We start from the raw sequence: 22,847 nt of genomic DNA on the forward strand, positions 1-22,847 counted from the left end.
GCGGAATGCGGCCTGTAACGCCGAATAGTCCGATGTGGCGCAGCCTATATGCGCAGTATGTCGAGAGGCCCGGCAGCCCGATGGCCGCCGGGCCTTTTTTGCGTTCTCAGGCCGTGCAGGTGAAACACTTGCGAAGTCGGTGGCGCCGGGCTTTAAGTTCGATCTTGCAGGAAATTCGGCGGCTATAAGCCGATGTAAAGGAGCGCTATCAATGCCTACCAAGCCTCAGTTGCCGGAACGTGCGTCGCGGGCGAGGGGAGGGCCAACTGCACTCGATGGTCTGCTGGTCGTCGATTTTACGCGTGTCGTCGCTGGGCCGGCCTGCACACAGACGCTTGCTGATTTCGGCGCGCAAGTCATCAAGATTGAAAACCCTGACGGCGGCGACGACACACGAGCCTATGAGCACGCCGAAATCGGTGGAGAGAGTGCCGCCTATCTCAGCCTGAACCGCAACAAGCGCGGCATCGTGCTCGACCTTACCGTGCCGGAGGCTCGCGAGATCGCGCTCGACCTGATCCGCAAGGCAGACGTTGTCGTCGAAAATTTTTCCAGCGGGGTCATGAAGAAATTCGGCCTCGATTATGAATCTGTCGCTTCGCTAAATCCACGGCTGGTCTATTGCTCAATCTCCGCCTATGGGCGCACCGGACCGTTCGCTGCGCGTCCAGGCTTCGATCCCATCACGCAGGCGGAAAGTGGCTTCATGTCGCTCAACGGGTTTGCCGACGGCCCGGCGGTCCGTACCGGTCCGCCGATCGTGGATATGGCCACGGGAATGTCTGCCTGCAACGCCATCCTGCTGGCATTACTGGCGCGGGACCGGCTCGGTCGCGGGCAGCATGTCGAGGTCGCTCTGTTCGACATTGCGATGGGGATGACCGGTTTCTACGGCATGGCCTATCTGATCAACGGCGAGAATCCTGGCCGGTTTGGCAATTCGCCGAGCGGATCTCCCACCGTCGGCGTCTACGAGGCCTCCGATGGGCCGCTCTACATGGCTTGCGCGAACGACCGGCTCTATCGCCGTCTCGTGGTCGAGGTGCTCGACCGGCCCGATCTGATCACCGATCCGCAATTTGCGACGCGGAAAGCGCGCTCCGAGAACAAGGAGCTCCTGCGGGCAGCTATCGCCGAGGTCTTTGCAAGCGATACCCTCGAGAACTGGATGGCAAAGATGAAGCTGGCCAATATCCCGGTCGGCTATCTCCGGACGGTGGAGGAGGGGTTCAATGCGCCGGAAGCACGCGAGCGCCACCGCTTGAGCCGGATTCCGCATCGTACAGCAGAATGGGTCCCCAACATCGAGCCGCCAATTGCGATGAGCCTGACTGGGGCCATTGATCCCGTGGCTGCTCCGCTGCTGGGTGAACATACGAAACAAATCTTGCACGATACGCTCGGCTACGACGAACGTCGCATCGCGGAGTTCGCCGAAAAGAGTGCCTTTGGATCGGCCAAGCCTTCGACCGATTTGAGCTAGGCAGTTGGCCGCCTCCGGGCAGGTATGGCGATGCCCGCGGATCGCCGCTTTGCGATGCACGCGCGAGCGATCCTGCTTTTTCGTCCGGCCGAGGTACCGCGCGACCGCATTGCGAGCGTGGCCTCGACTTGATTTGGCGAAGGTCCCGCCGCATAAATGCGTGAGAGCGAGGGATACGAATGGCGCCTGGTCGAGAGCCGAGCATGAGCGAGCCCGCTGGACTGAAAGCCGGTGAACGCGCCTATGCGGCAATGATCGCGAAGGCCCGGGCGCTCCTCCCACGGCTGCGAGAACGGGCGGCGCGGACAGAGGAGCTACGGCATCTTCCGCCGGAGACTGAAAAGGATCTCCACGACGCCGGCCTGTTCCGGATGCTCCAACCGAGACGAATTGGCGGCGCGGAGCTTGACTATGTTGCCCTGATCGACTGCGCCGAACTGCTTGGATCGGCGGATGCCTCGGTGGCTTGGAACCTGGCCAACCTGGCGAGCCATCATTGGATGCTCGGCATGTTCGAGCAGAAGGCGCAGGATCTGGTCTGGGACGGCGATCCGGACGTGTTGATTGCGTCCTCGTTCATTTTTCCGGCCGGACGCGCCACGAGGGTCGCGGGTGGATATCGGCTGCATGGTAGCTGGCCGTTCTCCTCGGGCGTCGCCTCCTGCGAATGGAATATGCTTGCAAGCGTTGTTTACTCCGACGACGAAGCCGACGGCATCGCGTATCGGATCTTTTTGCTGCCGAAAGGCGACTATAATGTCCTCGACACCTGGAATGTCGCGGGATTGCGCGGGACGGGATCTTGCGACGTGGAGGTCAGGGACGCCTTTGTGCCTGATTATATGACGGTCGCCGTCGGCGATCTCGCCGGGGGCCCAACGCCGGGAAGCAAGGTCAATCCGAATCCGCTATATGCGCTCCCTGTGTTCTCGCTGTTTCCTTACGTCCTCTCCGGAGTCGCGCTGGGAAACGCGCAGGCGTGCCTCGACGATTATACCGAGGTCGCGCGTCATCGCATCTCGACCTACAACCGTGCCAAGCTGAGCGACTTTCAAAGCACGCAGATCAAGATCGCGGAGGCCTCGGCGAAGATCGATGCGGCGCGCCTGATCATGCGCTCAGCCTGCCTGGATGCGATGGAGAACGCTCGGTGCGGTCGTATTCCCGATATGGCGACCAAAACCAGATATCGGCGCGATGGAGCCTTTTCGGTGAATCTGTGCACCGAAGCGGTCTCCATGCTGTTTGCCGCGAGCGGAGCGCGCGGCCTGTTCACGACGGGCGTGCTGCAGCGGCAGTTCCGCGATGCGCACGCGATCAACTCGCATCTCGCGTTCAATTTCGACGCGGCGGGGACCAATTATGGACGCGTGGCGCTGGGCCTGCCGTCCGAGAATCTCACGCTGTGAGGCCGGCCGATGAATGATCTGCCGAAGCAGCCGGCCGTTCCCGATCCAGCCAACGAATTCGCGAGCGACAGCTCGTCGATCGATCCTCGCGATTTCCGCAACGCGCTCGGCACCTACGCAACGGGCGTAACGATCATCACGGCCGCGGCTCCTGATGGCAAGCCGTATGGTCTGACGTGCAATTCGTTCGCCTCGGTCTCGCTGAATCCTCCGCTGGTTCTGTGGAGCCTCGTTGTCTATTCCTCCAGTCTGACCGTATTCCAGAACGCCAGTCATTTCACGGTCAACGTGCTTGGCGTTTCGCAACAGGCACTCGCGAACAAATTCGCAAAACCGTCCGACGACAAGTTCACCGGCGTCGATTGGGCGCCGGGGCTTGGCGGTGCGCCGGTGCTGGCAGACAGCGTCGCCAATTTCCAATGCCGCTCCGTCAATCGCTACTATGGCGGCGACCACGTGATCTTTCTCGGCGCAGTCGAGGCTTATACCTACAATGTGAAGGAGCCGCTGCTCTTCGCGCACGGGACGTTCGGTCGCTTTCTGGCCGACGATGAGCGCAACAAGGCGCCGTAACTCGCTGCCATCCTAGACAGCTTGACGCTCCGACGCTGAAAGCTTGTAGATCTCCAGCGCGTCGGCTTCCGCGCCTCGCGCTAACTTGGCCAGCCTGAAAAGTTGCCCCGCAAGCGAGGCCATCGGCACCGGCGTGGACGTCGCCTGTGCGACATCGGCGACCGTATCGAGGTCCTTGAGCATTGTGGCGATGTGCCCGAGCGGCGGGGTGTGAATGCCCTGAACCATCCGCGGCACGAAGAGCTGGAGTGGGATGGAATCCGCGAAGCCGCCGGCGAGTGCTTCGGGCAATCGGTTGGCGTCAATTCCGGCGTTCACGGCAAGGCGTGTTGCCTCCGCGAGGACGGCCATCGCGCATCCGACGATCACCTGATTGCACAGCTTTGTGGTCTGGCCTGCGCCGATCGGGCCCATGTGAGTGAACCTGCGCGCCATGGCCAGCACATAGGGCCGCACCCTCTCGATGTCGGCAGCTTCTCCGCCGGCCATGATCGCAAGGGTGCCCTCCTCAGCGCCCTTCGTGCCCCCGGACACAGGCGCATCGATCCAGCCGGTACTGTTCGCGTCTTTCAATCGCGTTGCAAGGTCGCGTGCGGCGTCAGGATGAATCGACGAGAAGTCGACGACAAGCTTGCCGGCGCCGGCAGCCGACGAAAGACCTTCGCGCCCGAAGATCACCTCTTCGACGGCGGCGGCGTCCGTTACGCACATGAAGACGATCTCCGAGTTTGCCATCACGTCGCGGGGTGTGTCTGCGCGGCTTGCGCCGGCCTCGACGAGCGGAGCCATCTTGTCCTGCGATCGGTTCCAGATGGTGACCTGATAGTCAGCCTTGAGCAGACGCCGGGTCATGGGTGCCCCCATGAGCCCAAGGCCGATATAGCCGAGCCTGTCGACGCTTTGCGGGTTTGTCCTGCTCGCATCAGCCATAGGTTGCCTCCTTCTGTCGCGGCGCAACGCCGTGCGACCGCCAGCTTACCTTACATGGCACTGCGCTCAGTGACACCGCGGCGCATGCATGGCTTGCCTGATTGTTTGAACCATGAAACATTTGCACCAGTCGGGTTGGGTGGCGCCCGTTGGCGCCGGAGCAGCGGAGTGGGCAAGATGCGAACCGTTTCGAGGTGGATCCTGGCATTGAGCGCGGTTGCGGCCGTGATCGCGGGCTCAGGCCCGTTGCGGGCGCAGCAGACCATCCGCGTCGGCTGGACGATCCCGGCCGAAGAATCCAAGTACTGGATGATGCGCCGCCCGGCCGAGTTTCCGAACCTCGGCAAGGCCTACAACATCGAATGGACCCAGTTTCAGGGCACCGCGCCGATGACGCAGGCACTTGCAGCTGGGGCGCTGGATTGCGCGACACAGGCGCCGCTGTCGCTCGCCAATGGCGTGGTCGGCGGCAATCTCAAGGCCTATATCGTGGCACAGCACGTCTTCGAGAAGCCCGGCGGCTTCTCCGTCTATTGGGCTGTCATGGATAACTCGCCGATCAAGACGATCGCCGATCTCAAGGGCAAGACGGTCGGCATTTCCGTGATCGGCGGCGGCACGCAGGGGCCATTCAACATGCTCCTGAAGCAAAATGGCGTCGATCCGGCCAAGGACATCAAGCTGGTCGAGGTCGGCTTTGCCGTCTCCGAAGACGCGCTCCGACAGGGCCGCGTCGATGCGGTCAACATGAACCAGCCCTTTGCCGCGCGCGCAGAGGCAAAAGGTGGTACCCGAAAGCTGTTCTCGCTGTCGCAGGCGATGCCGAACATCGTGCACATCCTGGAAGCCTGCCGTGCCGATTTCGTCGACAAGAACCCGGAACTGGTCAAGGCCTATGTCCGCGACATCACATCGGGCATGAAGAAGGCGCTGGCAAACCGCGAAGAGACCCTGAAGGTCGTGTCCGAGGTGCTCAAAGCGCCTATTCCAGTGCTCGAGACCTATCTGCTCAAGGACAACGATTTCGGTCGCGATCCAGGTGCGGCACCGAATTTCCCCGCGATCCAGAAGATGCTGGACATCTACGCAGAGACAGGAATGCTGCCGAAACTGGATGTCGCACAGTTCAAGCATCCGACAATCGTCGCTCCGCTGCAATAAGCGAGCTGGCGAATTGTCCGAGGACAGGGATCGTGGCGTCCCGGATCATCCGGGACGCAGCATGAAGAAGATGCACGTATGAAGAAGTTGCGATCACGGGTCACCACAGACGGTCTCGATCGAGCCCCGCATCGTGCGTTCATGCGTGCAATGGGTCTCGACGACGCCGCGATCGCCAAGCCGATGGTCGGCGTCGTCAGCATGAAGGGCGAGCAGACGCCCTGCAATATGACCCACGACTTTCAGGTCGCTGCGGCCAAGACCGGAATCGAGGAGGCCGGTGGCACGCCGCGGGAATTCTCCACCGTTTCGGTTTCCGACGGCATCAGCATGAATCATGAGGGGATGAAGTTCTCCCTGTTTTCGCGCGAGCTGATCGCCGACTCCATCGAAGCGGTCGTCCATGGTCTGGCTTACAACGCGCTGATCGGATATGGCGGATGCGATAAGACGCTTCCCGGCGTGATGATGGCTATGGTTCGCTGCAACGTGCCATCCATTTTCATCTACGGCGGCAGCTCGCTGCCCGGCCGCGTGGACGGGCGGACCCTGACGGTGCTCGACTCCTATGAGGCTGTCGGCAGCTTCATGACCGGCGAGATCGATCGCGCCACACTCGAGCGGATCGAGCGCGCCTGCCTGCCGACCATCGGTGCGTGCGCCGGCCAGTTCACTGCGAATACGATGGGGATGGTCTCGGAGGCAGTGGGCCTCACCATCCCCAACGTCTCGATGGTGCCCGGTGTCTACGCCGAGCGTGCGCAGATCTCACGCCGGGCCGGACGCCTGATCATGGAGATGCTGGAACGCGGTGGGCCTCTGCCGCGCGACATCGTGACGCGAAAGTCCCTGGAGAATGGCGCCGCGATTGTCGCTGCGACGGGCGGCTCAACCAATGCCGCGCTGCATCTGCCGGCGATCGCGAACGAGGCGGGCATCGCGTTCACGATCGATGACGTCGGCGAGGTCTTTTCCAGGACACCGCTGATCGGAAATCTGCGGCCCGGAGGCAAATACACCGCGAAGGATGTCTACGATATTGGCGGCGCCGCAGTGGTGATCCGCGAACTGATCCAGAGCGGGCATATCGATGGCAGCTGCATCACCATCACGGGCCGCACGCTTGCCGAAGAATATGGTGCAGCCAACGCGCCCGATGGTGAGGTCGTTTACGCGGCCCGCGCGCCGATCATGCCCGATGGCGGCGTGGCGGTGCTGAAAGGCAATCTTTGTCCCGACGGCGCGGTGATCAAGGTTGCGGGATTGAAGAGCCAGTTCTTCGAGGGCGTGGCACGGGTTTTTGAAGACGAGGAGGCTTGCGTCAAAGCGGTTCGTGACCGCAGCTACAAGGCAGGCGAGGTCCTGGTGATCCGCAATGAAGGGCCGGTCGGTGGGCCCGGCATGCGCGAGATGCTCGGCGTCACCGCGCTGATCTACGGGCAAGGCATGGGCGAAAAAGTGGCCCTGATTACCGACGGACGGTTTTCTGGCGCGACCCGCGGCATGTGCATCGGCTACGTGTCTCCCGAGGCCTTTGTTGGCGGTCCACTGGCGCTTGTTCGTGACGGCGACAAGATCCGGATTGATGCCGCAAACCGCCAGATGGACATGCTGGTCGAAGAGCAGGAACTTGCGGCGCGCCGACGCGATTGGAAGCCTCGCCCGCCGCGTCATCGTGCCGGCGCGCTGGCGAAATATGCGCGATTGGTCGGCCAGGCACCGGGTGGAGCTGTCACGCATGAAGGGCCGGCGGAATGGCCCTGGTTCGAATGACGCACCGCCGGGTGCGAAAACGACCTCTGTCTGGCAGGTTTCTTGCTAAGCTCGTGCCGCTGAAGGTGAACGTTCGGCAAATTCGTCGAGTAATGTTTACGCGCAAGTGAGGCGAGCGACGGTATGACGGCAGTGCCTTCGAGATCGAATGAATGGGTGAAACCGGTGATGTCACAAAACCGGGCTTCTGCGATCATTCAGATCGACCGCGTCTCGCAGGTTTTTCAAACCTCGGCGCGGAAGGATCATGTGGCGTTATCGGACATCTCGCTCACGATCGACGAGGGCGCATTTGTCTGAATCCTCGGTCCCTCCGGCTGTGGCAAGTCGACCCTGCTCTACATCGTCGGGGGCTTCGTCAGCCCGACCAGCGGCGCGGCGAAGATGAAGGGGCAGGCGATCACGGGGCCTGGTCCAGATCGCGGACCCGTGTTTCAGGAGTTTGCCCTGTTTCCGTGGAAAACGGTGCTCGGCAATGTGATGTATGGTCCGCGCCAGCAAGGCGTGCGCGCCGCCGAGGCTGAAGCGCAGAGCCGGGCCTTGATCGAAATGGTGGGCCTTAAGGGCTACGAGAACTTCTATCCCAAGGAGCTGTCGGGTGGCATGAAGCAGCGCGTCGCGCTGGCGCGAACGCTCGCCTACCATCCCGAAGTTCTGTTGATGGACGAGCCGTTCGGTGCGCTCGACGCGCATACCCGGACCCGCTTGCAGAACGATCTCTTGAACATCTGGGAGCGTGATCGCAAGACGGTGCTATTCGTCACCCACTCGGTCGACGAGGCTGTCTTCCTCTCCGACAAGGTCGTGATGATGTCGAAATCGCCCGGCCGCATCCGGCAGGTCATCGATATTGATCTGCCGCGGCCGCGCCGTCGCAACGAGCTGTTGCTCGATCCACGGTACCAGAAATACGTCGTCAATATCGAGCACATGTTCGATGAGAGCGACGCAGCCGGCGCGCCCGCATGATGTCGTCGGCTGCCATAGTCAAGCGCGCTGCCCCGGTGCTCGCCTGTATCGGATTGCTGGCGGTGTGGCAGGTCGCGTCACTCGTGCTGAAGAACGACAGTTTTCCGACGGCGATCGAAGCGATCCGCGCGATCCCAGATATTCTTGGCGATAAGGAATCCCTGATCAACATTCTGGCCTCGCTTCGTCGCATGACGATTGGATTTGGCGTAGCCGTGCTAGTGTCGATTCCACTTGGTCTCCTAATGGGACGGAGCCGCGCGGTCGCGGCCTTCTTCAATCCGCTTTTGATGGTGATCTACCCGGTGCCGAAGGCGGCGTTGATGCCGATCATCATGCTGTGGCTGGGCGTTGGCGACATCACGAAGACGTTGGTGATCTTCCTCGGCGTCAGCCTGCCCGTGATTTATCACAGCTTCGAAGGCGCCAAGGCTGTCGAAGAGAAGATGGTATGGTCAGGCGCCGCGATGGGGCTCTCGCCGGCGCAACGCCTGGTGCGCATCGTGTTACCCGCGGCACTGCCGGAAATTCTGACGGGCTGCCGCACGGGATTGGTGTTGGCGCTGATCACGATGATCACAAGCGAGATGATCGCCCGTCAGTCCGGCGCCGGGAACATCCTGTTCAACGCACTCGACATGGGCCAATATGACACCGTCTTTGCGATGATCATCATCGTGGGGGCAATGGGAATCTGCCTCGACGCGATTTTCGAAAGGGTTCGTGCCCGCCTTGTGCGCTGGTCCGAGCCTCAGTTCGACCTGCCGCTGAGCTTCTCATGATGTCACGCCTTCTCTCCCCAAACGTCGTTCTCGGGCTTGCACCAATCGTGCTGGTGATCGCAGTTTGGCAAGGCCTCGTGTCAACAGGCCTTGCACCTGTGACGCTGCTGCCGCCGCCGGGCTATGTCTTCAGCCGGCTGTTCCAGCAGCTCGTGACGTGGACGTTTCAGCAGGAGATCACGGCTACCCTGATCCGGCTGTTTGCCGGGTTCGCGACTGCGGTCGTGCTGGGTGTCAGTATCGGCATCGCCGCCGCCGCCAATCCTGCGATCAACGCCGTGGTTCGGCCGATCGTGCGCGTATTGGCGCCGTTGCCCAAGGTCGCTCTCTATCCAGCATTGCTGGCTGCTGCTCGGCTTCGGCCACGGGTCGAAGATCACATTGGTGGCTGCCGATGCTCTCTTCCCAATTCTATTGTCCACCTACTATGGTGCGTCGACCGTGGAGCAGAAGCTGATCTGGTCGGCCATGGCGGCGGGAACGCCGCGCTATGAAATCCTCTTAAAGGTCGTGCTGCCGGCGGCGATGCCGTCGATCCTGACCGGCTGCCGGATCGGCCTTGTCATCTCCTGCATCGTGGTGTTTCTGGCCGAGATGATCACCTCGACGGACGGACTGGGTCATGCGCTCGTGACGGCGGCCCGAACCTTTCAGGCCGTGGACATGTTCGTCCCGTTGATCACGATCTCGCTGCTGGGTTTGATCCTGAACGGCTTGCTTGGAGCCGTGCGATCGTAACTGCTCCGGGGCTTCCCCGAAGCGTAACAGACAAATAAGAATTCTGAAGAGAGGGAGTGAACCATGCTGGCTGATCGCATCGAGGCAAAATGGATCGACGCATTTTGCGAGATCTTTGAGCGATGCGCCGTCAAGACCGGCGATACCGCGGCGATCCTCTCGGAAACCCAGTCGCGTGCGTTGAACGTGCATCTGGCGGAGCTCGCGCTGCTGCGGATGGGAGCGCGGCCGTTTCATGTGGTGATGCCGACACCGCGTAACCGTCATGTCGTTCCGGTTCGCTCGACCGGGGCAAGCGAGGCGATCCAGCGGCTGGGGCCGGTGATCAGCGCGCTTCAGCAGGCCGGCTTTGTAGTGGATTGCACCATCGAGGGCCTGATGCATGCGGTGGAGACACCCGAAATTCTCAAGGCTGGCGCGCGTATTCTGGTGATTTCAAACGAGCATCCCGAGGCGCTAGAGCGGATGGTGCCAGATCCCGCGCTCGAGAAGCGCGTTCGTGCCGCGGCAAAAATGCTGCGCGGGACCAAGCGGATGCGGGTCACCTCAAAAGCAGGAACGGCTCTTGATGTTGATATGATCGGAGCCTCCACGGTCGGCGTGTGGGGCTGGACCGACAAACCCGGTACGCTGGCGCATTGGCCCGGCGGAATCGTCGTCAGCTTTCCCAAGAGCGTGACAGTGAACGGTACGCTGGTGATGGCGCCGGGCGACATCAATCTCACCTTCAAGCGGTACCTAACGTCGCCGGTTAAGATGACGCTGAAGGACGATTATGTCGTCGAGCTGGAAGGCGAAGGCACCGATGCCGCAATGATGCGCAGCTATCTCGCCGCCTGGGGCGATCGCGAAGCCTATGCGGTCTCGCATGTCGGTTTTGGCATGAACCCCGGCGCGCGGTACGAGGCGCTCTCGATGTACGACCAGCGCGATACCAACGGCACGGAGCTTCGCGCTGTGTCCGGAAATTTCCTGTTCTCGACCGGTGCGAACGAGTTCGCAGGCCGCTACACGGCGGGTCATTTCGATCTGCCAATGATGGGAACAACCATCGAACTGGACGGCGTTGCCGTCGTCCGCGAAGGTGTGCTCCAGGACATCTTCGGCTAGCCGCGATCGACCACAGGCGGCCGCGCCAGGCCAAAGTGGCGGAGCAGGTCGACCATGGCCTTGAGTCGCTCGACGCGATAGGCATCGACATCGAGGCCGGAATAGTCAAGGAAGCCCGCGCCGGTCCGCAGGCCGATCCGTCCCTCGCTCATGTTGCGCGAAATCACCTCTGGCGCCCGATAGCGGTCGCTGCCGAGTGCGCCCTCGAGATAGCGGCTGGCGTAGTAGAGGATGTCGCCGCCGCCCCAGTCGATGAATTCGAGCAGGCCGAGCACGGCGTAGCGGAAGCCGAAGCCGTAGCGGATCGCCTTGTCGATTTCTTCCGCGCTGGCGACACCCTCCTCGACCATACGAGCGGCCTCGTTCATCGCCAGCGCCTGAATGCGCGGGACGATGAAGCCCGGCGTCGCTGCGCAGACCACCGGTACTTTGCCAATGCCTTCGAGCAGCGCCTTGACCTCGTCGATGATGGCGGGATCGGTGGCCTTGCCGGGCGAAACCTCGACCAGCGGGATCAGATAGGCCGGATTGAGCCAATGCACGTTGAGGAAGCGGCGAGAGTTCACGATCGCGACGGAGAGATCGTCGACGAGGATGGTCGACGTCGTCGATGCAATGATCGTATCCGGGCCGACTTGCCTTGAGGCGGCCGCCAGCACCTCCCGCTTGAGCTCGACGACCTCAGGAACGCCCTCGAAGACCATAGCGGCCTCGGAGAGAGCTGCACCGCTTTCGCCGGCTGCCACCACCGAGACCCGCGCGATGAGCGGATCGACGTCGGCCTCGGTCAATAGCCCCAGCTTCGACAGGCTGTCGAAGGTCTTCCTGACTTCGCCGAGCGCGTCCGCCTCCAGCTTGGCGAAATCGTCCGCGGAGCGCGCCTTGATGTCGATCATCGTGACCCTGTGCCCCGCATAGGCGAATGCGACGGCGATACCGCGCCCCATGCGGCCGGCCCCGAGACAGACGATATTGACGCGATTGGTCATCGATCAGAATCCATTGCGAAGCAGCGTCTGCAATTCAGCTTTTCTGAGATCGCCGAAGCCCAGCGTCTCGAGCGTTCGGCCATCTCGCGCAAAATCCTCGCCGCAGACCGCGCCGCCGATCGCCAGGAACGCTTTGGCCAGCGGTGTGGCCACACCAGCCAGGCCGGCGACGGAGACCAGCAACGACAGCCCGAGCCGCAGATCCTCGCGCATGTAGCGGTGCTCGGTCAGCACGATCCGTTCGCGCCAGTCCCCGGAATCGGTCAGCCGGTCGTGCGAGCCGCGGCCATACATCCAGATCTCGCCTTCCTTCGCGTAGTGATGAGCGAGCGGGAAATGCGGCGCGCCGTAACCGAGCGCCTCGCGCACCGCGATGCGTTCCGCGTCGAGAGCGTCGGTGACCCGGCGGATCGCGGCTTGCGTGCCTTCCTTGTGAATGTCCCAGCGCTCGAAATGTTCGATCGGGCCGGCGTTCATCACGATCAGTGGCGGATGGATGACAGGCCCTGCATTCATCAGGGCGCCGGATAACGCATCTCCGCACGGTTCGATCACGCCAGGGAAAGCGCCTCCAATGACTTCGAGCGCATGCGCCGCCTGATCGAGCGGGAATACGCCGACCGGCAGTCGCTTGGCGCGGATGGTGATCGCGACCTCGAACGGTCCATGCTTGCGGGTCAGCCAGGGCAAGGTTCCGGTCTCGGCAAAGCTGGCCTTGGCATGGTTGCCGGCATCTCGGGCCGCTTGGGCGAAGATCATCGAGCCGAATGTCGCCGGCGGTAGAAAAACGACCTGGCCGTCCCGCAGATGCGGGGCGAGCAGACCGGCAATGTCCGGCTGTGCGAAGGCCGGGGCGGGGCAGAGGATCAGCTCGACGCCGCCAACGGCTTCGGCGATGTCGGCCGTGATCAGCGCGAGCTTCACGTCGTGGCGGCCGTTATGATCCTTAACCAGGATGTGCGAGCCGGCAGCGCGATGCGCTGCGACCTGATCCGCATCGCGGCGCCAGAGCCGGACCTCATGCCCCGACAGCGCAAAATCGCCCGCGGCCGCGAAAGAACCGTTTCCCCCACCCAGAACCGCAATCTTCAAGATGTTTCTCCTTGCGCGCGCGATTGCGCATCGAGCTGCTTCAGCAGGAAATGCTGCACCTTGCCCAGCGCCGTGCGCGGCAAGTCGGTGACGAAGACGATATCGCGGGGAACTTTGAATCGCGCGAGCTGCGCCTGGATGTGCGTTCTGAGTTCATCCGCTTCGAGATGCGAGCCGGATCGCGGGATCACATAAGCGATGGGGACTTCGTCCCAGCGCGGGTCCGGCCGGCCGATCACGGCGCATTCGCTGACGTCGGGATGTTCGAGCAGGACGCGCTCGACTTCCGCTGGGTAGACATTCTCGCCGCCGGAAATGATCAGGTTCTTCTTGCGGTCGCGCACCCAGAAATAGCCGTCCGCGTCGCACAGGCCGATATCTCCGGTGCAATACCAGCCGTCCTGCAGCGCTTCGCGCGTGGCGTCCGCATTGCCCCAATATTCGAAAAACACGTTGGCGCCGCGCACCGCGATTTCGCCCGGTGTGCCAGCCGGCACCTCGGCACCGGCCTGATCGACCACCTTTGCCTCACAACACAAGCCGGCGAGTCCGGTCGATCCCACACGCGACAGATCGCCACCGAGGCGGGTGTAGATTGCGATGGGGCAGGTTTCCGTCGAGCCATAGACCTGCAGCACGGGAACGCCGCGCGCGACGAAGCGGTCGATCAGGTGCGGCGGCACGATGGTCGAACCCGTGGCGACGGCCTTGAGTGACGAGAGATCGGCCGTTGCCCAGGCGGGATGCTCGCTCACGGCCTGGATGATCGCCGGCACCATCACGGTCAGCGTCGGCCGTTCGCGTTCGATCGCCGCGAGCGCCGCATCCGGCATGAAGCGGGCGAGGATCGTGACGGTTGCGCCCAACTGCAGCGCTGGCGTGGTCTGGATATTGAGGCCGCCGACATGGAAGAACGGCAACACGGTCAGCACGTGGTCGTTCGACGTCATGTTGTGCATGTGCTGGCTCATGACGCCGTTCCAGAACAGCGCCTCTTGCCGCAGCACCGCGCCCTTCGGCCGACCCGTCGTTCCTGACGTGTAGACGATGAGAAGCGGGCAGGAGAGATCGGTGTGCGGATTGCGGCCGCTGCCCTGGCCGCGATCCAGCAGACCTTCGAATGTCGTGCCGCGAGGCGGCGTGAAGTCGAGGCCGACGACGGATGTCCCCGGCGCGGTCCGCCCAAGCTCGGCAAGCACTCCCTCAAATGCCTGCTCGAGCACCAGGACCTTGGCGCCGGCATCGCTCAGAATGAACAGCTGCTCGGCGACCGCCAGCCGCCAGTTCAGCGGCACCAGCATCGCGCCGAGCCGCGCGCAAGCGTAGAGCAGAACGAGGTAGTCCGGCCGGTTCAGGCTCAGGATCGCGACACGGTCGCCGCGGCCGACGCCGAGTTCCTGCTTCAAGGCGGTTGCGGTCCGTTCGATGCGTGCAGCGAATGCGGCATAGCTCAGCCGTTCGCCTTCGAAGGCAATGGCCGTCTTGTCTGGCGCGAACGCCGCGTTGCGGTCGATCAGGCTACAGAGGTCCACCGTCAGTCGTCCGTCTCGCCGGCCTCGTACAGCGCCTCGCGTCCGATCCGGTCGAGGCAGAGCTCGGCGGTCCAGGGCAGCATCAGCGAGCCGCAGCGGCTGTCGCGATAGATCCGCTCCAGCGGCAGCGACCGCAGCATGGCCTGACCGCCGCAGGTGCGGATCGCGAGCGTGGCGAGCTCATTGGCGCCCTCCATCACCGAATATTGTGCGGCGTAGGCGCGCAGAACCTGTTCCTTGCTCGGATTGGCGCGGGCTTCGGTCACAGCCTGGAACCAGATCGCCTTGATCTGCTCGAGCTTGATTTGCATCTGCGCGACCGCGATCTGCTTGGTCGGGTACATCCGGCGCTTAACCGGCGGCATGCCCGGCACCTCGCCGCGCAAATAACGCACGGTGAAATCGTAAGCGGCTTGCGCGAGGCCCATATAGGTCGGCGACAGCGTCAGGAACATGTGCGGCCAGCGCATTGCGGCCTGGAAATAGACGCCGCGCGGCATCAGCGCGGAATCCTCCGGTACGAACACGTCCTTGAACAGCAGCGTCCGCGAGACGGTGCCGCGCATGCCGAGCGGATCCCAGTCGCCGACGACCGAGACACCTTGCGATTTGGCGGGAATGGCCAAATAAAGGGTGTTGCGGCGCGAAGCCTTGCCGCCTTCCTCGATCTCGGTGCAGAGCACGCCGTAATAATCGGCATGACCGGAGAGCGATGCAAAGATCTTCTTGCCGTTGACGATCCAGCCGCCCTCGACCGGCCTTGCTTCCGTGCCGAAAGCGACGCCGCCTGCCGCCGCCGCACCACCTTCCGAGAAGGGCTGCGAGTAGATCGCGCCGTCCTCGACGATGCGCTTGTAGTGGGCCGCGCGCCGCCGCTCGTGCGCGGCGCGGGTGTCCGCGTCCATGTCGAGATCGTCGGCCAGCGGGCCCGACCACAGCGTCGAGCACACATGCATGTTCCAGGTCAGCGCGGTCGCGCCGCAATAGCGGCCGATCTCGGCCGCTGCCAGGGCATAGGTCTGGTAGTTCGCGCCGAGGCCGCCGTGCTTCTTGGGGACGGCAATGCCGAGCAAGCCGACGCGATGCAGATCGCGATAATTCTCGGTCGGGAAGGTCGCCTCGCGATCATAGGTCGCGGCGCGGCCGGCGAACACGCTCTGGCCGATCTCGCGGGCGCGCGCAATGATGCCGGCCTGCTCGTCACCCAGGCGGTATGCGACGGGATCGAAGATCGGCGCGTCGAGCACGTCCTTGTCGCTTGCGCCGATATTCTTGCCGACTTGCATGGTCATGGCGCAATCACCTTAGGCTTTGGTCGCGAGAGAGTTCAGGAACCGGCCGAGCGCTTCGTTGAAGGCATCGGGGCGTTCGAGATTGGCGAGATGGCCCACGCCAGCGAGCTCGACATATTCAGCTCCCGGAATAAAGGTCGCCGTCTTCGCCATCATCGGTGCGGGCGCGTTGTTGTCCTTCGAGCCGGACAGCAGCAGTGTCGGGACGGAAATATCCCTGAGCGTGCTGCGCTGATCGAAGCCGATGAGAGCCAGCATCATGGCGCGATAGCTGGCCTCAGGCACGCTTGCCATGCAATCACGTGCCATTTCCATCCCGTTCGGATCAGGGTCGTCGCCGACCAGCTCCTTCACCAGCGAAGGCGCCAGCGACGTCATTGTGTCCCCGCGGTCGAGCGGCCCGAGTCGCGCCGCGATGAAGGATCTCTGCCAATCGCCGTCGGCTTTGCCGAAGGCCGGGCTGGTCTGCGCCAGGACGACGGCGCGTGCCAGTTTAGGTGACTGCACCAGCCATTTCTGGACGATCATGCCGCCGATCGAATGGCCGACCAGAACAGGCCTGCTTGCGCCGAGCTGCTCGATGAACTGCTGGAGCGCATCTGCGAGGGCAACGATGCTCACGCTGGGGAGCGGCGCCGATCCGCCATAACCCGGCATGTCCCATGCGATCGCGCGGAAGCGGTTGCCGAATGTGGCGAGCTGGCGCCGCCAGGCTCGCGCCGCGCCGCCAATGCCGTGCAGGAAAATCAAAGGTGTCGCGCCCGGATCGCCCGCGGCTTCGTAGGCGAAGCGTCCGTCCTTTGTTATCATTGGCGCAGGCTGCGACACGCGACAATCCTTTTGCTTGGCCCTGTGATGCTAACAGGCCCGCGGGCGATGGGAAGGGATAATTTTATACTTAAAGCAATTTTCGGGCCGGTCGCCATGCGGCCGTTCCCCATATCGATCGGCGCTTTCGTTGCAAAAATTTGAAGGTTAAAATATATCGAGGGAACGATCAGGAGCTGAGGGAGCAAGCGCATGTCCGGATTGCCGCATTCGCCGCACGCGCTGGTGACCGGTGGTGGTCGCGGCATCGGCCGCGCCATCGCGGCTTCGCTTGTCGGTGCTGGCGCGACCGTGACGGTGCTCGGTCGGAATGCGGCGCCTCTTGCAGAGGCCGTCAACGCAGGCGCCGCGCATTTCGCGGCCGTTGCCGACGTCTCTGATGAGGCGTCGTTGAAGGCGGCCATCCTTGAAGCGAGTGCGCGCAAGCCGATCGACATCCTGATTGCCAACGCAGGCAGCGCTGAATCGGCGCCATTTGCGAAATCGGACAGTGCCCTCTTCAGCCGCATGATGGATGTCAATTTCATGGGCGTGGTCCATGCGATCCGCGCTGTGTTGCCGGGCATGAAAGACCGTCCCTATGGCCGCATTGTCGCAGTCGCGTCCACGGCCGGGCTCAAGGGCTATGCCTATGTCAGCGCCTACGCTGCGGCCAAGCACGCCGTGGTCGGTCTCGTGCGTTCGCTCGCTCTCGAGATGGCCGGGAGCAATGTGACGGTGAATGCAGTGTGTCCCGGCTTCACCGACACCGATCTGGTCGCCGGCAGCATCGAAAACATCATGACGAAGACCGGCCGAACCCGCGAGCAGGCGATCGCCGAGCTCGCGAAACATAATCCGCAAGGAAGACTGATCACGCCTCAAGAGGTGGCCGATGCCGTGCTGTGGCTATGCGGTGAGGGCGCTGGCGCGATCACCGGACAGGCGATCGCGGTTGCCGGTGGTGAAATCTAGCGTGTGTGGTGCAGGCGCGGAACAAGGAAGCTAAGGAGATCGCATGAGCAGACCAGCCAATCCCGTCACCATACCGCTTGCAGATTACTCGCCGCAGCACTTCCTGCTGGCCGTCGTCGACGGTGTCGCGACGGTTACGCTCAATCGCCCCGACCGAAAGAATCCGCTCACCTTCGAAAGCTACCGGGAACTGACTGATTTCTTCCGCGCCTGCGCGTTCGATGATGCGGTCAAATCCATCGTCGTCACCGGCGCCGGCGGCAATTTCTCGTCTGGCGGCGACGTGTTCGAGATCATCGGCCCGCTCGTGAAGATGGATACCAAGGGGCTGACCGCCTTCACACGCATGACCGGCGACCTCGTCAAGGCGATGCGGGCCTGCCCGCAGCCGATCGTGGCGGCGGTCGAGGGCATCTGCGCCGGCGCCGGGGCGATCATCGCCATGGCGTCGGATATGCGCCTCGCGGCAAGCGGGACAAAAGTGGCGTTCCTGTTCAACAAGGTTGGCCTTGCCGGCTGCGACATGGGCGCCTGTGCGATCCTGCCGCGGATCATCGGTCAGTCACGCGCCTCCGAATTGCTCTACACCGGCCGGTTCATGACCGCGGAGGAGGGCGAGCGCTGGGGCTTCTTCAGCCGCCTCGTCACGCCCGAGCAGGTGCTGCCCCAGGCGCAATTGCTGGCCAAGCAGGTCGCGGAAGGACCGAACTTCGCCAACACCATGACCAAGCGGATGCTGGCGATGGAATGGGCGATGTCGGTGGAGGAGGCGATCGAGGCCGAGGCCGTTGCCCAGGCGCTGTGCATGACGACGGCAGATTTCGAGCGCGCCTTCGAGGCGTTCGCCAACAAGGTCAAGCCGGTCTTCAGGGGCGACTAGGACGATCGTCTTTAGGGGGCACATCCGCAACGGGGGACTTGCGCAAAATTATTTTAGGCTTAAAATAGTTTTCGTGACCAGGTGAATTGGCGAGGCTCCCATGAAAGTCGCGATCATCGGTGGCGGACCTGCGGGTCTCTACGCTGCGATCCTGCTCAAGAAGCAGCGCCCGGGTGCCGAAGTCACCGTGTATGAGCGCAATCGGGCCGATGACACGTTCGGCTTCGGCGTGGTGTTCTCCGACGCCACGCTGGACAATTTCGAGAAGCACGATCTTCCGAGCTACCGCCGCATCACTCAGGAATTCGCCTATTGGGACGATATTGCCGTGCATTTCCGCGGCACGGTGCACCGGGTCGGTGGCAACGGCTTTTGCGGCTGCTCACGGCAGAAGCTGCTGCTGATCCTTCAGGAGCGGGCACGCGAGCTCGGCGTCTCCCTGCATTTCGAAGTGGATATCGACGACGAATCCCGCTTCGCCGACGCCGACCTCATCCTGCTTGCGGACGGTATCAACAGCCGCTTCCGCGAGAAATACATCGATCATTTCCAGCCCGAGGTCGACGTTCGCTCCAACAAGTTCGCCTGGATGGGCTCGACCAGGCCGCTCGATGCCTTCACCTTCATCTTCCAGGAAACCGAGTGGGGGCCCTTCATCGCCCATGCCTATCAGTATGAGGCCGGGCATTCGACCTGGATTTTCGAGACCGACCCTGAAACGTTCGCGCGGGCGGGGCTGACGGGGCTGGACGAGGCTCAGTCCGCCGCACGGATGGCGGACATCTTCGGCTGGTTCCTCGATGGGCATAAGCTGCTGACCAACCGCTCGATGTGGCGCAACTTCCCCATGGTCCGCAGCAAGCGCTGGGTCAAGGACAACATGGTCCTGCTCGGCGATGCCAAGGCGAGCGCGCACTTCTCCATCGGCTCCGGCACCAAGCTCGCGATGGAAGACGCCATCGCGCTGGCCGAGGCGATGGAGAAGGCGCCCAGCATCGAGGCGGCGCTGGAGGTCTATGAGAACGGCCGCCGCGAGGAGGTCGAGAAGACGCAGCATGCCGCCGACGTCTCGCTGGTCTGGTTCGAGCACGTCGACCGCTTCTGGGATTTTGACCCCGTGCAGTTCGCCTTCGGCGTCATGACGCGCTCGAAGGCGATCACCTACGACAATCTCAAGCTCCGCGCGCCGGATTTCGTGGCCGAGGTCGACAAGTCGTTCGCCAAACAGGTGCGCAGCGGCGGCTTCGATGTCGACACCGACCGGCCGATGGTGCCGCTGTTCCAGCCGTTCCGCTTGCGAGAGATGGAGCTGGCCAATCGCGCGGTGATGTCGCCGATGTGCATGTATTCGGCGCGGGAGGGTGTGCCGACAGACTTCCACCTGGTGCATTACGGCTCGCGTGCGATCGGCGGCGCCGGGCTGATCTTCACCGAGATGGCCTGCGTCAGCCGCGATGCCCGGATCACGCCCGGCTGCGCCGGTCTCTGGACCGACGATCAGGAAGCCGCGTGGCGGCGCATCGTGAATTTCGTCCACGGCAATTCAGCCGCGAAAATCTGCCTGCAACTGGGCCACGCCGGCCGCAAGGGCGCGACCAAATTGATGTGGGACGGCATGGACCGGCCGCTGGAGCAGGGCGGTTGGGAGGTCTTTTCGGCATCGCCGCTGCCCTATTTCCCCGATAGCCAGGTGCCGCGCGAGCTCGATCGCGCCGGCATGAACGCGGTGAGGGACGCTTTCGTCGCGGCGGCCGAGCGCGGCGAGCGCTGCGGCTTCGACATGCTCGAATTGCACTGCGCCCACGGCTATCTGCTCGCGAGCTTCATCTCGCCGCTCACCAACACCCGCGCGGACGAGTATGGCGGTTCGCTCGAAAACCGGCTGCGGTTTCCGCTCGAGATCTTCGAGGCATTGCGGGCGGTGTGGCCGTCGCACAAGCCGATGTCGGTGCGTATCTCTGAACTGACTGGGTGGAGGGCGGCATCACCGGCGATGACGCCGTCGCCGTCGCGCGCGCCTTTGCCGAGGCGGGTGTCGATCTCGTCGATGTTTCGACCGGGCAGACCGTGCGCGATGCGCAGCCGGTGTACGGGCGCATGTTCCAGACGCCGTTCTCCGACCAGGTCCGCAACGAGGCGCGGGTGGCCACCATGTGCGTCGGCAACATCACGACGGCGGACCAGGCCAACACCATCTTGGCCGCCGGCCGGGCGGATCTCGTCGCGCTCGGCCGTCCGCATCTTGTCGACCCGTTCTTCACCATGAAGGCGGCGGCCTGGTACGGGGCAAACGACGCTTTCTGCCCGCCGCAATATCTGCCCGGAAAGGATCAGATTTTCCGTAACAGCGTCCGCGACCGGCAGGACTTCGAGGAGCTGAGAATTAAGGCTAAGCCCAAGACCCGGGCCGAGCTCAAGGCGGAGGCGACAAAGCCGCTTGCGGCGGAGTGACCGCCCGTGCGACCTTGACCCATTGCCTGTGTTTCGAGTGGAGTAAGGGCGATGAAGGCGATTATCGTCGGTGGCGGTATCGGTGGTCTCACCACGGCATTGATGTTGCGCTCACGCGGCCTGGATTGTGAGATCTTCGAGCAGGCCGACACCATTCGCGAGCTCGGCGTCGGGATCAACACGCTGCCGCATGCCATGCGCGAGCTGGCGGGGCTTGGGCTGTTGCAGAAGCTCGACGAGGTCGCGATCCGCACTGATCAGCTCTATTACCTTAATCGCCACGGCCAGGAGGTCTGGCGCGAAGCTCGCGGCATCGACGCCGGCCACGACGTGCCGCAATTCTCGATCCATCGTGGGCGCCTTCAGGGCGTCATCCATCGCGCCGTCGAGGAGCGGCTCGGGCAGCAAGCTATTCAGACCGGCTGCCGGCTGGGTGCGTTCACGCAAGACGAGGGCGGCGTCACGGCCTATTTCTTCGATCGCGTCGGCGCGCATGTCCACACCGCGCGCGGCGATATCCTGATCGGCGCCGACGGCATCCATTCGCGCGTCCGCGAGACGCTGTTCCCGAACGAGGGGCCGCCGTGCTGGAATGGCCTGATGCTGTGGCGCGGCGCCCGCGATTGGCCGCTGTTCCTCACCGGCAAATCGATGATCGTGGCCGGCGGTCTCAATGCCAAGGTGGTGATCTATCCGATCGCGGAGGGATCGAGCCCGGCGAGCCGTCTGACCAATTGGGCGGTGCTCGTCAAAGTGGGCGAAGGCAATGCACCCCCACCGCGGAAAGAAGATTGGTCGCGGCCGGGCCGCCGCGAGGAGCTGATGCCGCATGTCGCGCGCTTCTCGGTGCCCTATATCGACGTGAAGAGCCTGATCTCGGCGACGCCGGAATTCTACGAATATCCGACCTGCGACCGCGATCCCTTGCCCTATTGGTCGTCGGGGCGCGTCACGCTGCTCGGCGACGCCGCGCATCCGATGTATCCGGTCGGCTCCAATGGCGCCTCGCAGGCGATCCTCGATGCGCGCTGCCTTGCCGACGTGCTGGTGCGCGCCGACCACCCGCGTCAGGCGTTGCTCGAATACGAGAAGAAGCGTCTGCCGATGACGGCCGACATCGTCCGCGCCAACCGGCGCGGCGGCCCCGAGGGCGTCATCGACGCCGTCGAGCAGCTCGCGCCTGATGGTTTCGACAATGTCGACAACATCCTGAGCTATTCCCAGCGCGAGGCCATCGTGCGCGGCTATGCCACCAAGGCAGGCTTCGCCGCAGTGCCCGGACTTGCGGCGGTGCGCGCTGAAGTCGGCGGTAGAGCGGGATGAGTTTGAGGAATCGGCGCTAGCCCGGGACTCAGATCACCTTTCCCGCTGGGAGAGGTGGAGCCCGAGCCACCGAACGAGCCTAACTTCATCCCACTTTAGCTAGCCGCCGGGCGGCGGCGGCAGGAAGTGGATGTTGAACTCGGCGGCCATCGCCACTACGTCCTCGGGCTTCTGCTCCTTCATGTTGTGAAGGCCCCAGAACAGGTCGAACAGCTTGCGGCTCGGCGAAACCCAGAACAGCACCTTTGCGGTCTGCTCCGACTTGTTGAAGATGCCGTGCGGTACGCCCATGCCGAGGCGGATCAGATCGCCCGCGGTCGCCTGCGCCTCGGAATTGCCGAGCATGAAATCGAGCTTGCCCTCCAGCATGTAGAGATATTCATCCTGGTCAGGGTGAATATGCGGCGGCACGAACGTGCCTGGCGGCAGTGTCGCATGCCAGGAGAAGCTGTTCTCGGCGTAGCTCTTCGGCACATAGGTCTGGCCGAGGATGTTCCAGGAGATGCCCTGGATGCCCTCATTGGCCCGGGTGATGCCGGTGATTTCGCTCTTCATTGCAGTCCTCCCGTAACGCGATA

Annotated in this window: 17 protein-coding genes and 3 pseudogenes; 13 read left to right on the forward strand and 7 right to left on the reverse strand. The window is 63.2% G+C overall.

Annotation, left to right across the window (positions count from 1 at the left end; all coding sequences use genetic code 11):
* Positions 1-211: 211 nt before the first annotated feature.
* The 3 genes from ACSKB8_RS23630 to ACSKB8_RS23640 all read left to right on the forward strand — a co-directional run bounded on the left by ACSKB8_RS23630 (position 212) and on the right by ACSKB8_RS23640 (position 3,465).
* Positions 212-1,483, forward strand: a complete 1,272-nt coding sequence (locus ACSKB8_RS23630; protein WP_438110654.1) for a CaiB/BaiF CoA transferase family protein — start codon at positions 212-214, stop codon at positions 1,481-1,483.
* A 179-nt stretch (positions 1,484-1,662) separates the two neighbouring features.
* Positions 1,663-2,892 carry an acyl-CoA dehydrogenase family protein gene (locus tag ACSKB8_RS23635; protein ID WP_438106714.1) on the forward strand — a complete coding sequence of 410 codons (1,230 nt, stop codon included), beginning with the start codon at positions 1,663-1,665 and terminating at the stop codon, positions 2,890-2,892.
* A 9-nt stretch (positions 2,893-2,901) separates the two neighbouring features.
* Complete coding sequence (locus tag ACSKB8_RS23640) at positions 2,902-3,465, forward strand: flavin reductase family protein (RefSeq protein ID WP_438106716.1); 564 nt, start codon at positions 2,902-2,904, stop codon at positions 3,463-3,465.
* Between the two features lie 12 nt (positions 3,466-3,477).
* Here ACSKB8_RS23640 and ACSKB8_RS23645 read toward each other — a convergent pair whose 3' ends face one another.
* Positions 3,478-4,395 (reverse strand): NAD(P)-dependent oxidoreductase, encoded by a 918-nt coding sequence (locus ACSKB8_RS23645; RefSeq protein WP_438106718.1) that lies wholly within the window; start codon positions 4,393-4,395, stop codon positions 3,478-3,480.
* Between the two features lie 177 nt (positions 4,396-4,572).
* Between ACSKB8_RS23645 and ACSKB8_RS23650 the strand changes: the two genes are divergently transcribed.
* The 6 genes and pseudogenes from ACSKB8_RS23650 to ACSKB8_RS23675 all read left to right on the forward strand — a co-directional run bounded on the left by ACSKB8_RS23650 (position 4,573) and on the right by ACSKB8_RS23675 (position 10,928).
* Positions 4,573-5,556: an ABC transporter substrate-binding protein gene (locus tag ACSKB8_RS23650; protein WP_438106720.1), complete on the forward strand. Its 984-nt coding sequence runs from the start codon at positions 4,573-4,575 to the stop codon at positions 5,554-5,556.
* A gap of 78 nt (positions 5,557-5,634) precedes the next feature.
* Entirely contained in the window at positions 5,635-7,329 is a 1,695-nt protein-coding gene (ilvD, locus tag ACSKB8_RS23655; protein WP_438106722.1) for a dihydroxy-acid dehydratase, read from the forward strand.
* Positions 7,330-7,452: 123 nt separating this feature from the next.
* Positions 7,453-8,298: pseudogene (locus ACSKB8_RS23660) on the forward strand (ABC transporter ATP-binding protein).
* Entirely contained in the window at positions 8,295-9,080 is a 786-nt protein-coding gene (locus tag ACSKB8_RS23665; protein ID WP_438106724.1) for an ABC transporter permease, read from the forward strand. Before ACSKB8_RS23660 ends, ACSKB8_RS23665 begins: the two are co-directional and overlap by 4 nt.
* Positions 9,077-9,818, forward strand: a pseudogene (locus ACSKB8_RS23670) (ABC transporter permease). The gene ACSKB8_RS23665 and the pseudogene ACSKB8_RS23670 overlap by 4 nt, the downstream one beginning before the upstream one ends.
* A 63-nt stretch (positions 9,819-9,881) precedes the next feature.
* Positions 9,882-10,928 (forward strand): peptidase M29, encoded by a 1,047-nt coding sequence (locus tag ACSKB8_RS23675; RefSeq protein ID WP_438106726.1) that lies wholly within the window; start codon positions 9,882-9,884, stop codon positions 10,926-10,928.
* On the opposite strand, the gene ACSKB8_RS23680 is transcribed toward ACSKB8_RS23675, so the two are convergent.
* The 5 genes from ACSKB8_RS23680 to ACSKB8_RS23700 are packed head-to-tail and all read right to left on the reverse strand — an operon-like array spanning position 10,925 to position 16,643.
* Positions 10,925-11,917, reverse strand: coding sequence for a 3-hydroxybutyryl-CoA dehydrogenase (locus tag ACSKB8_RS23680; protein WP_438106728.1), 993 nt, complete (start codon positions 11,915-11,917; stop codon positions 10,925-10,927). The genes ACSKB8_RS23675 and ACSKB8_RS23680 overlap by 4 nt on opposite strands.
* Positions 11,918-11,920: 3 nt before the next feature.
* A complete protein-coding gene (locus tag ACSKB8_RS23685; protein WP_438106729.1) occupies positions 11,921-13,009 on the reverse strand; it encodes an NAD/NADP octopine/nopaline dehydrogenase family protein in 1,089 nt (362 codons plus the stop codon).
* The gene (locus tag ACSKB8_RS23690) at positions 13,006-14,541 is read right to left on the reverse strand and encodes a class I adenylate-forming enzyme family protein (RefSeq protein ID WP_438106731.1); all 1,536 of its coding nucleotides are present in this window, start codon (positions 14,539-14,541) and stop codon (positions 13,006-13,008) included. The genes ACSKB8_RS23685 and ACSKB8_RS23690 overlap by 4 nt, the downstream gene beginning before the upstream one ends.
* 2 nt (positions 14,542-14,543) lie before the next feature.
* A complete protein-coding gene (locus ACSKB8_RS23695; RefSeq protein ID WP_438106733.1) occupies positions 14,544-15,833 on the reverse strand; it encodes an acyl-CoA dehydrogenase family protein in 1,290 nt (429 codons plus the stop codon).
* Positions 15,834-15,845: 12 nt separating this feature from the next.
* A complete protein-coding gene (locus tag ACSKB8_RS23700) occupies positions 15,846-16,643 on the reverse strand; it encodes an alpha/beta fold hydrolase (protein ID WP_438106735.1) in 798 nt (265 codons plus the stop codon).
* A 210-nt stretch (positions 16,644-16,853) separates the two neighbouring features.
* On the opposite strand from ACSKB8_RS23700, the gene ACSKB8_RS23705 reads away from it, so the two are divergent.
* The 4 genes and pseudogenes from ACSKB8_RS23705 to ACSKB8_RS23720 all read left to right on the forward strand — a co-directional run bounded on the left by ACSKB8_RS23705 (position 16,854) and on the right by ACSKB8_RS23720 (position 22,269).
* A complete protein-coding gene (locus ACSKB8_RS23705; protein ID WP_438106737.1) occupies positions 16,854-17,615 on the forward strand; it encodes an SDR family NAD(P)-dependent oxidoreductase in 762 nt (253 codons plus the stop codon).
* 43 nt (positions 17,616-17,658) lie between these two features.
* Positions 17,659-18,495: an enoyl-CoA hydratase family protein gene (locus tag ACSKB8_RS23710; RefSeq protein ID WP_438106739.1), complete on the forward strand. Its 837-nt coding sequence runs from the start codon at positions 17,659-17,661 to the stop codon at positions 18,493-18,495.
* A 100-nt stretch (positions 18,496-18,595) separates the two neighbouring features.
* Positions 18,596-20,946 (forward strand): annotated as a pseudogene (locus ACSKB8_RS23715) (bifunctional salicylyl-CoA 5-hydroxylase/oxidoreductase).
* Between the two features lie 51 nt (positions 20,947-20,997).
* Positions 20,998-22,269 (forward strand): flavin-dependent oxidoreductase, encoded by a 1,272-nt coding sequence (locus ACSKB8_RS23720; protein ID WP_438106741.1) that lies wholly within the window; start codon positions 20,998-21,000, stop codon positions 22,267-22,269.
* Between the two features lie 99 nt (positions 22,270-22,368).
* On the opposite strand, the gene ACSKB8_RS23725 is transcribed toward ACSKB8_RS23720, so the two are convergent.
* Positions 22,369-22,824: a cupin domain-containing protein gene (locus tag ACSKB8_RS23725; protein ID WP_080136282.1), complete on the reverse strand. Its 456-nt coding sequence runs from the start codon at positions 22,822-22,824 to the stop codon at positions 22,369-22,371.
* Between the last annotated feature and the right edge of the window lie 23 nt (positions 22,825-22,847).

Source organism: Bradyrhizobium sp. BR 1432, from assembly GCF_051547705.1.
Lineage (GTDB): Bacteria > Pseudomonadota > Alphaproteobacteria > Rhizobiales > Xanthobacteraceae > Bradyrhizobium > Bradyrhizobium zhanjiangense.

What these genes read in the sequence shown, in the direction of transcription:
- ACSKB8_RS23630 (WP_438110654.1), top strand. Translation starts at nt 212, where the DNA reads ATGCCTACCAAGCCTCAGTTGCCGGAACGTGCGTCGCGGGCGAGGGGA.
- ACSKB8_RS23635 (WP_438106714.1), top strand. Translation starts at nt 1,663, where the DNA reads ATGGCGCCTGGTCGAGAGCCGAGCATGAGCGAGCCCGCTGGACTGAAA.
- ACSKB8_RS23640 (WP_438106716.1), top strand. Translation starts at nt 2,902, where the DNA reads ATGAATGATCTGCCGAAGCAGCCGGCCGTTCCCGATCCAGCCAACGAA.
- ACSKB8_RS23645 (WP_438106718.1), bottom strand. Translation starts at nt 4,395, where the DNA reads ATGGCTGATGCGAGCAGGACAAACCCGCAAAGCGTCGACAGGCTCGGC.
- ACSKB8_RS23650 (WP_438106720.1), top strand. Translation starts at nt 4,573, where the DNA reads ATGCGAACCGTTTCGAGGTGGATCCTGGCATTGAGCGCGGTTGCGGCC.
- ilvD (WP_438106722.1), top strand. Translation starts at nt 5,635, where the DNA reads ATGAAGAAGTTGCGATCACGGGTCACCACAGACGGTCTCGATCGAGCC.
- ACSKB8_RS23665 (WP_438106724.1), top strand. Translation starts at nt 8,295, where the DNA reads ATGATGTCGTCGGCTGCCATAGTCAAGCGCGCTGCCCCGGTGCTCGCC.
- ACSKB8_RS23675 (WP_438106726.1), top strand. Translation starts at nt 9,882, where the DNA reads ATGCTGGCTGATCGCATCGAGGCAAAATGGATCGACGCATTTTGCGAG.
- ACSKB8_RS23680 (WP_438106728.1), bottom strand. Translation starts at nt 11,917, where the DNA reads ATGACCAATCGCGTCAATATCGTCTGTCTCGGGGCCGGCCGCATGGGG.
- ACSKB8_RS23695 (WP_438106733.1), bottom strand. Translation starts at nt 15,833, where the DNA reads ATGACCATGCAAGTCGGCAAGAATATCGGCGCAAGCGACAAGGACGTG.
- ACSKB8_RS23700 (WP_438106735.1), bottom strand. Translation starts at nt 16,643, where the DNA reads ATGATAACAAAGGACGGACGCTTCGCCTACGAAGCCGCGGGCGATCCG.
- ACSKB8_RS23705 (WP_438106737.1), top strand. Translation starts at nt 16,854, where the DNA reads ATGTCCGGATTGCCGCATTCGCCGCACGCGCTGGTGACCGGTGGTGGT.
- ACSKB8_RS23710 (WP_438106739.1), top strand. Translation starts at nt 17,659, where the DNA reads ATGAGCAGACCAGCCAATCCCGTCACCATACCGCTTGCAGATTACTCG.
- ACSKB8_RS23720 (WP_438106741.1), top strand. Translation starts at nt 20,998, where the DNA reads ATGAAGGCGATTATCGTCGGTGGCGGTATCGGTGGTCTCACCACGGCA.
- ACSKB8_RS23725 (WP_080136282.1), bottom strand. Translation starts at nt 22,824, where the DNA reads ATGAAGAGCGAAATCACCGGCATCACCCGGGCCAATGAGGGCATCCAG.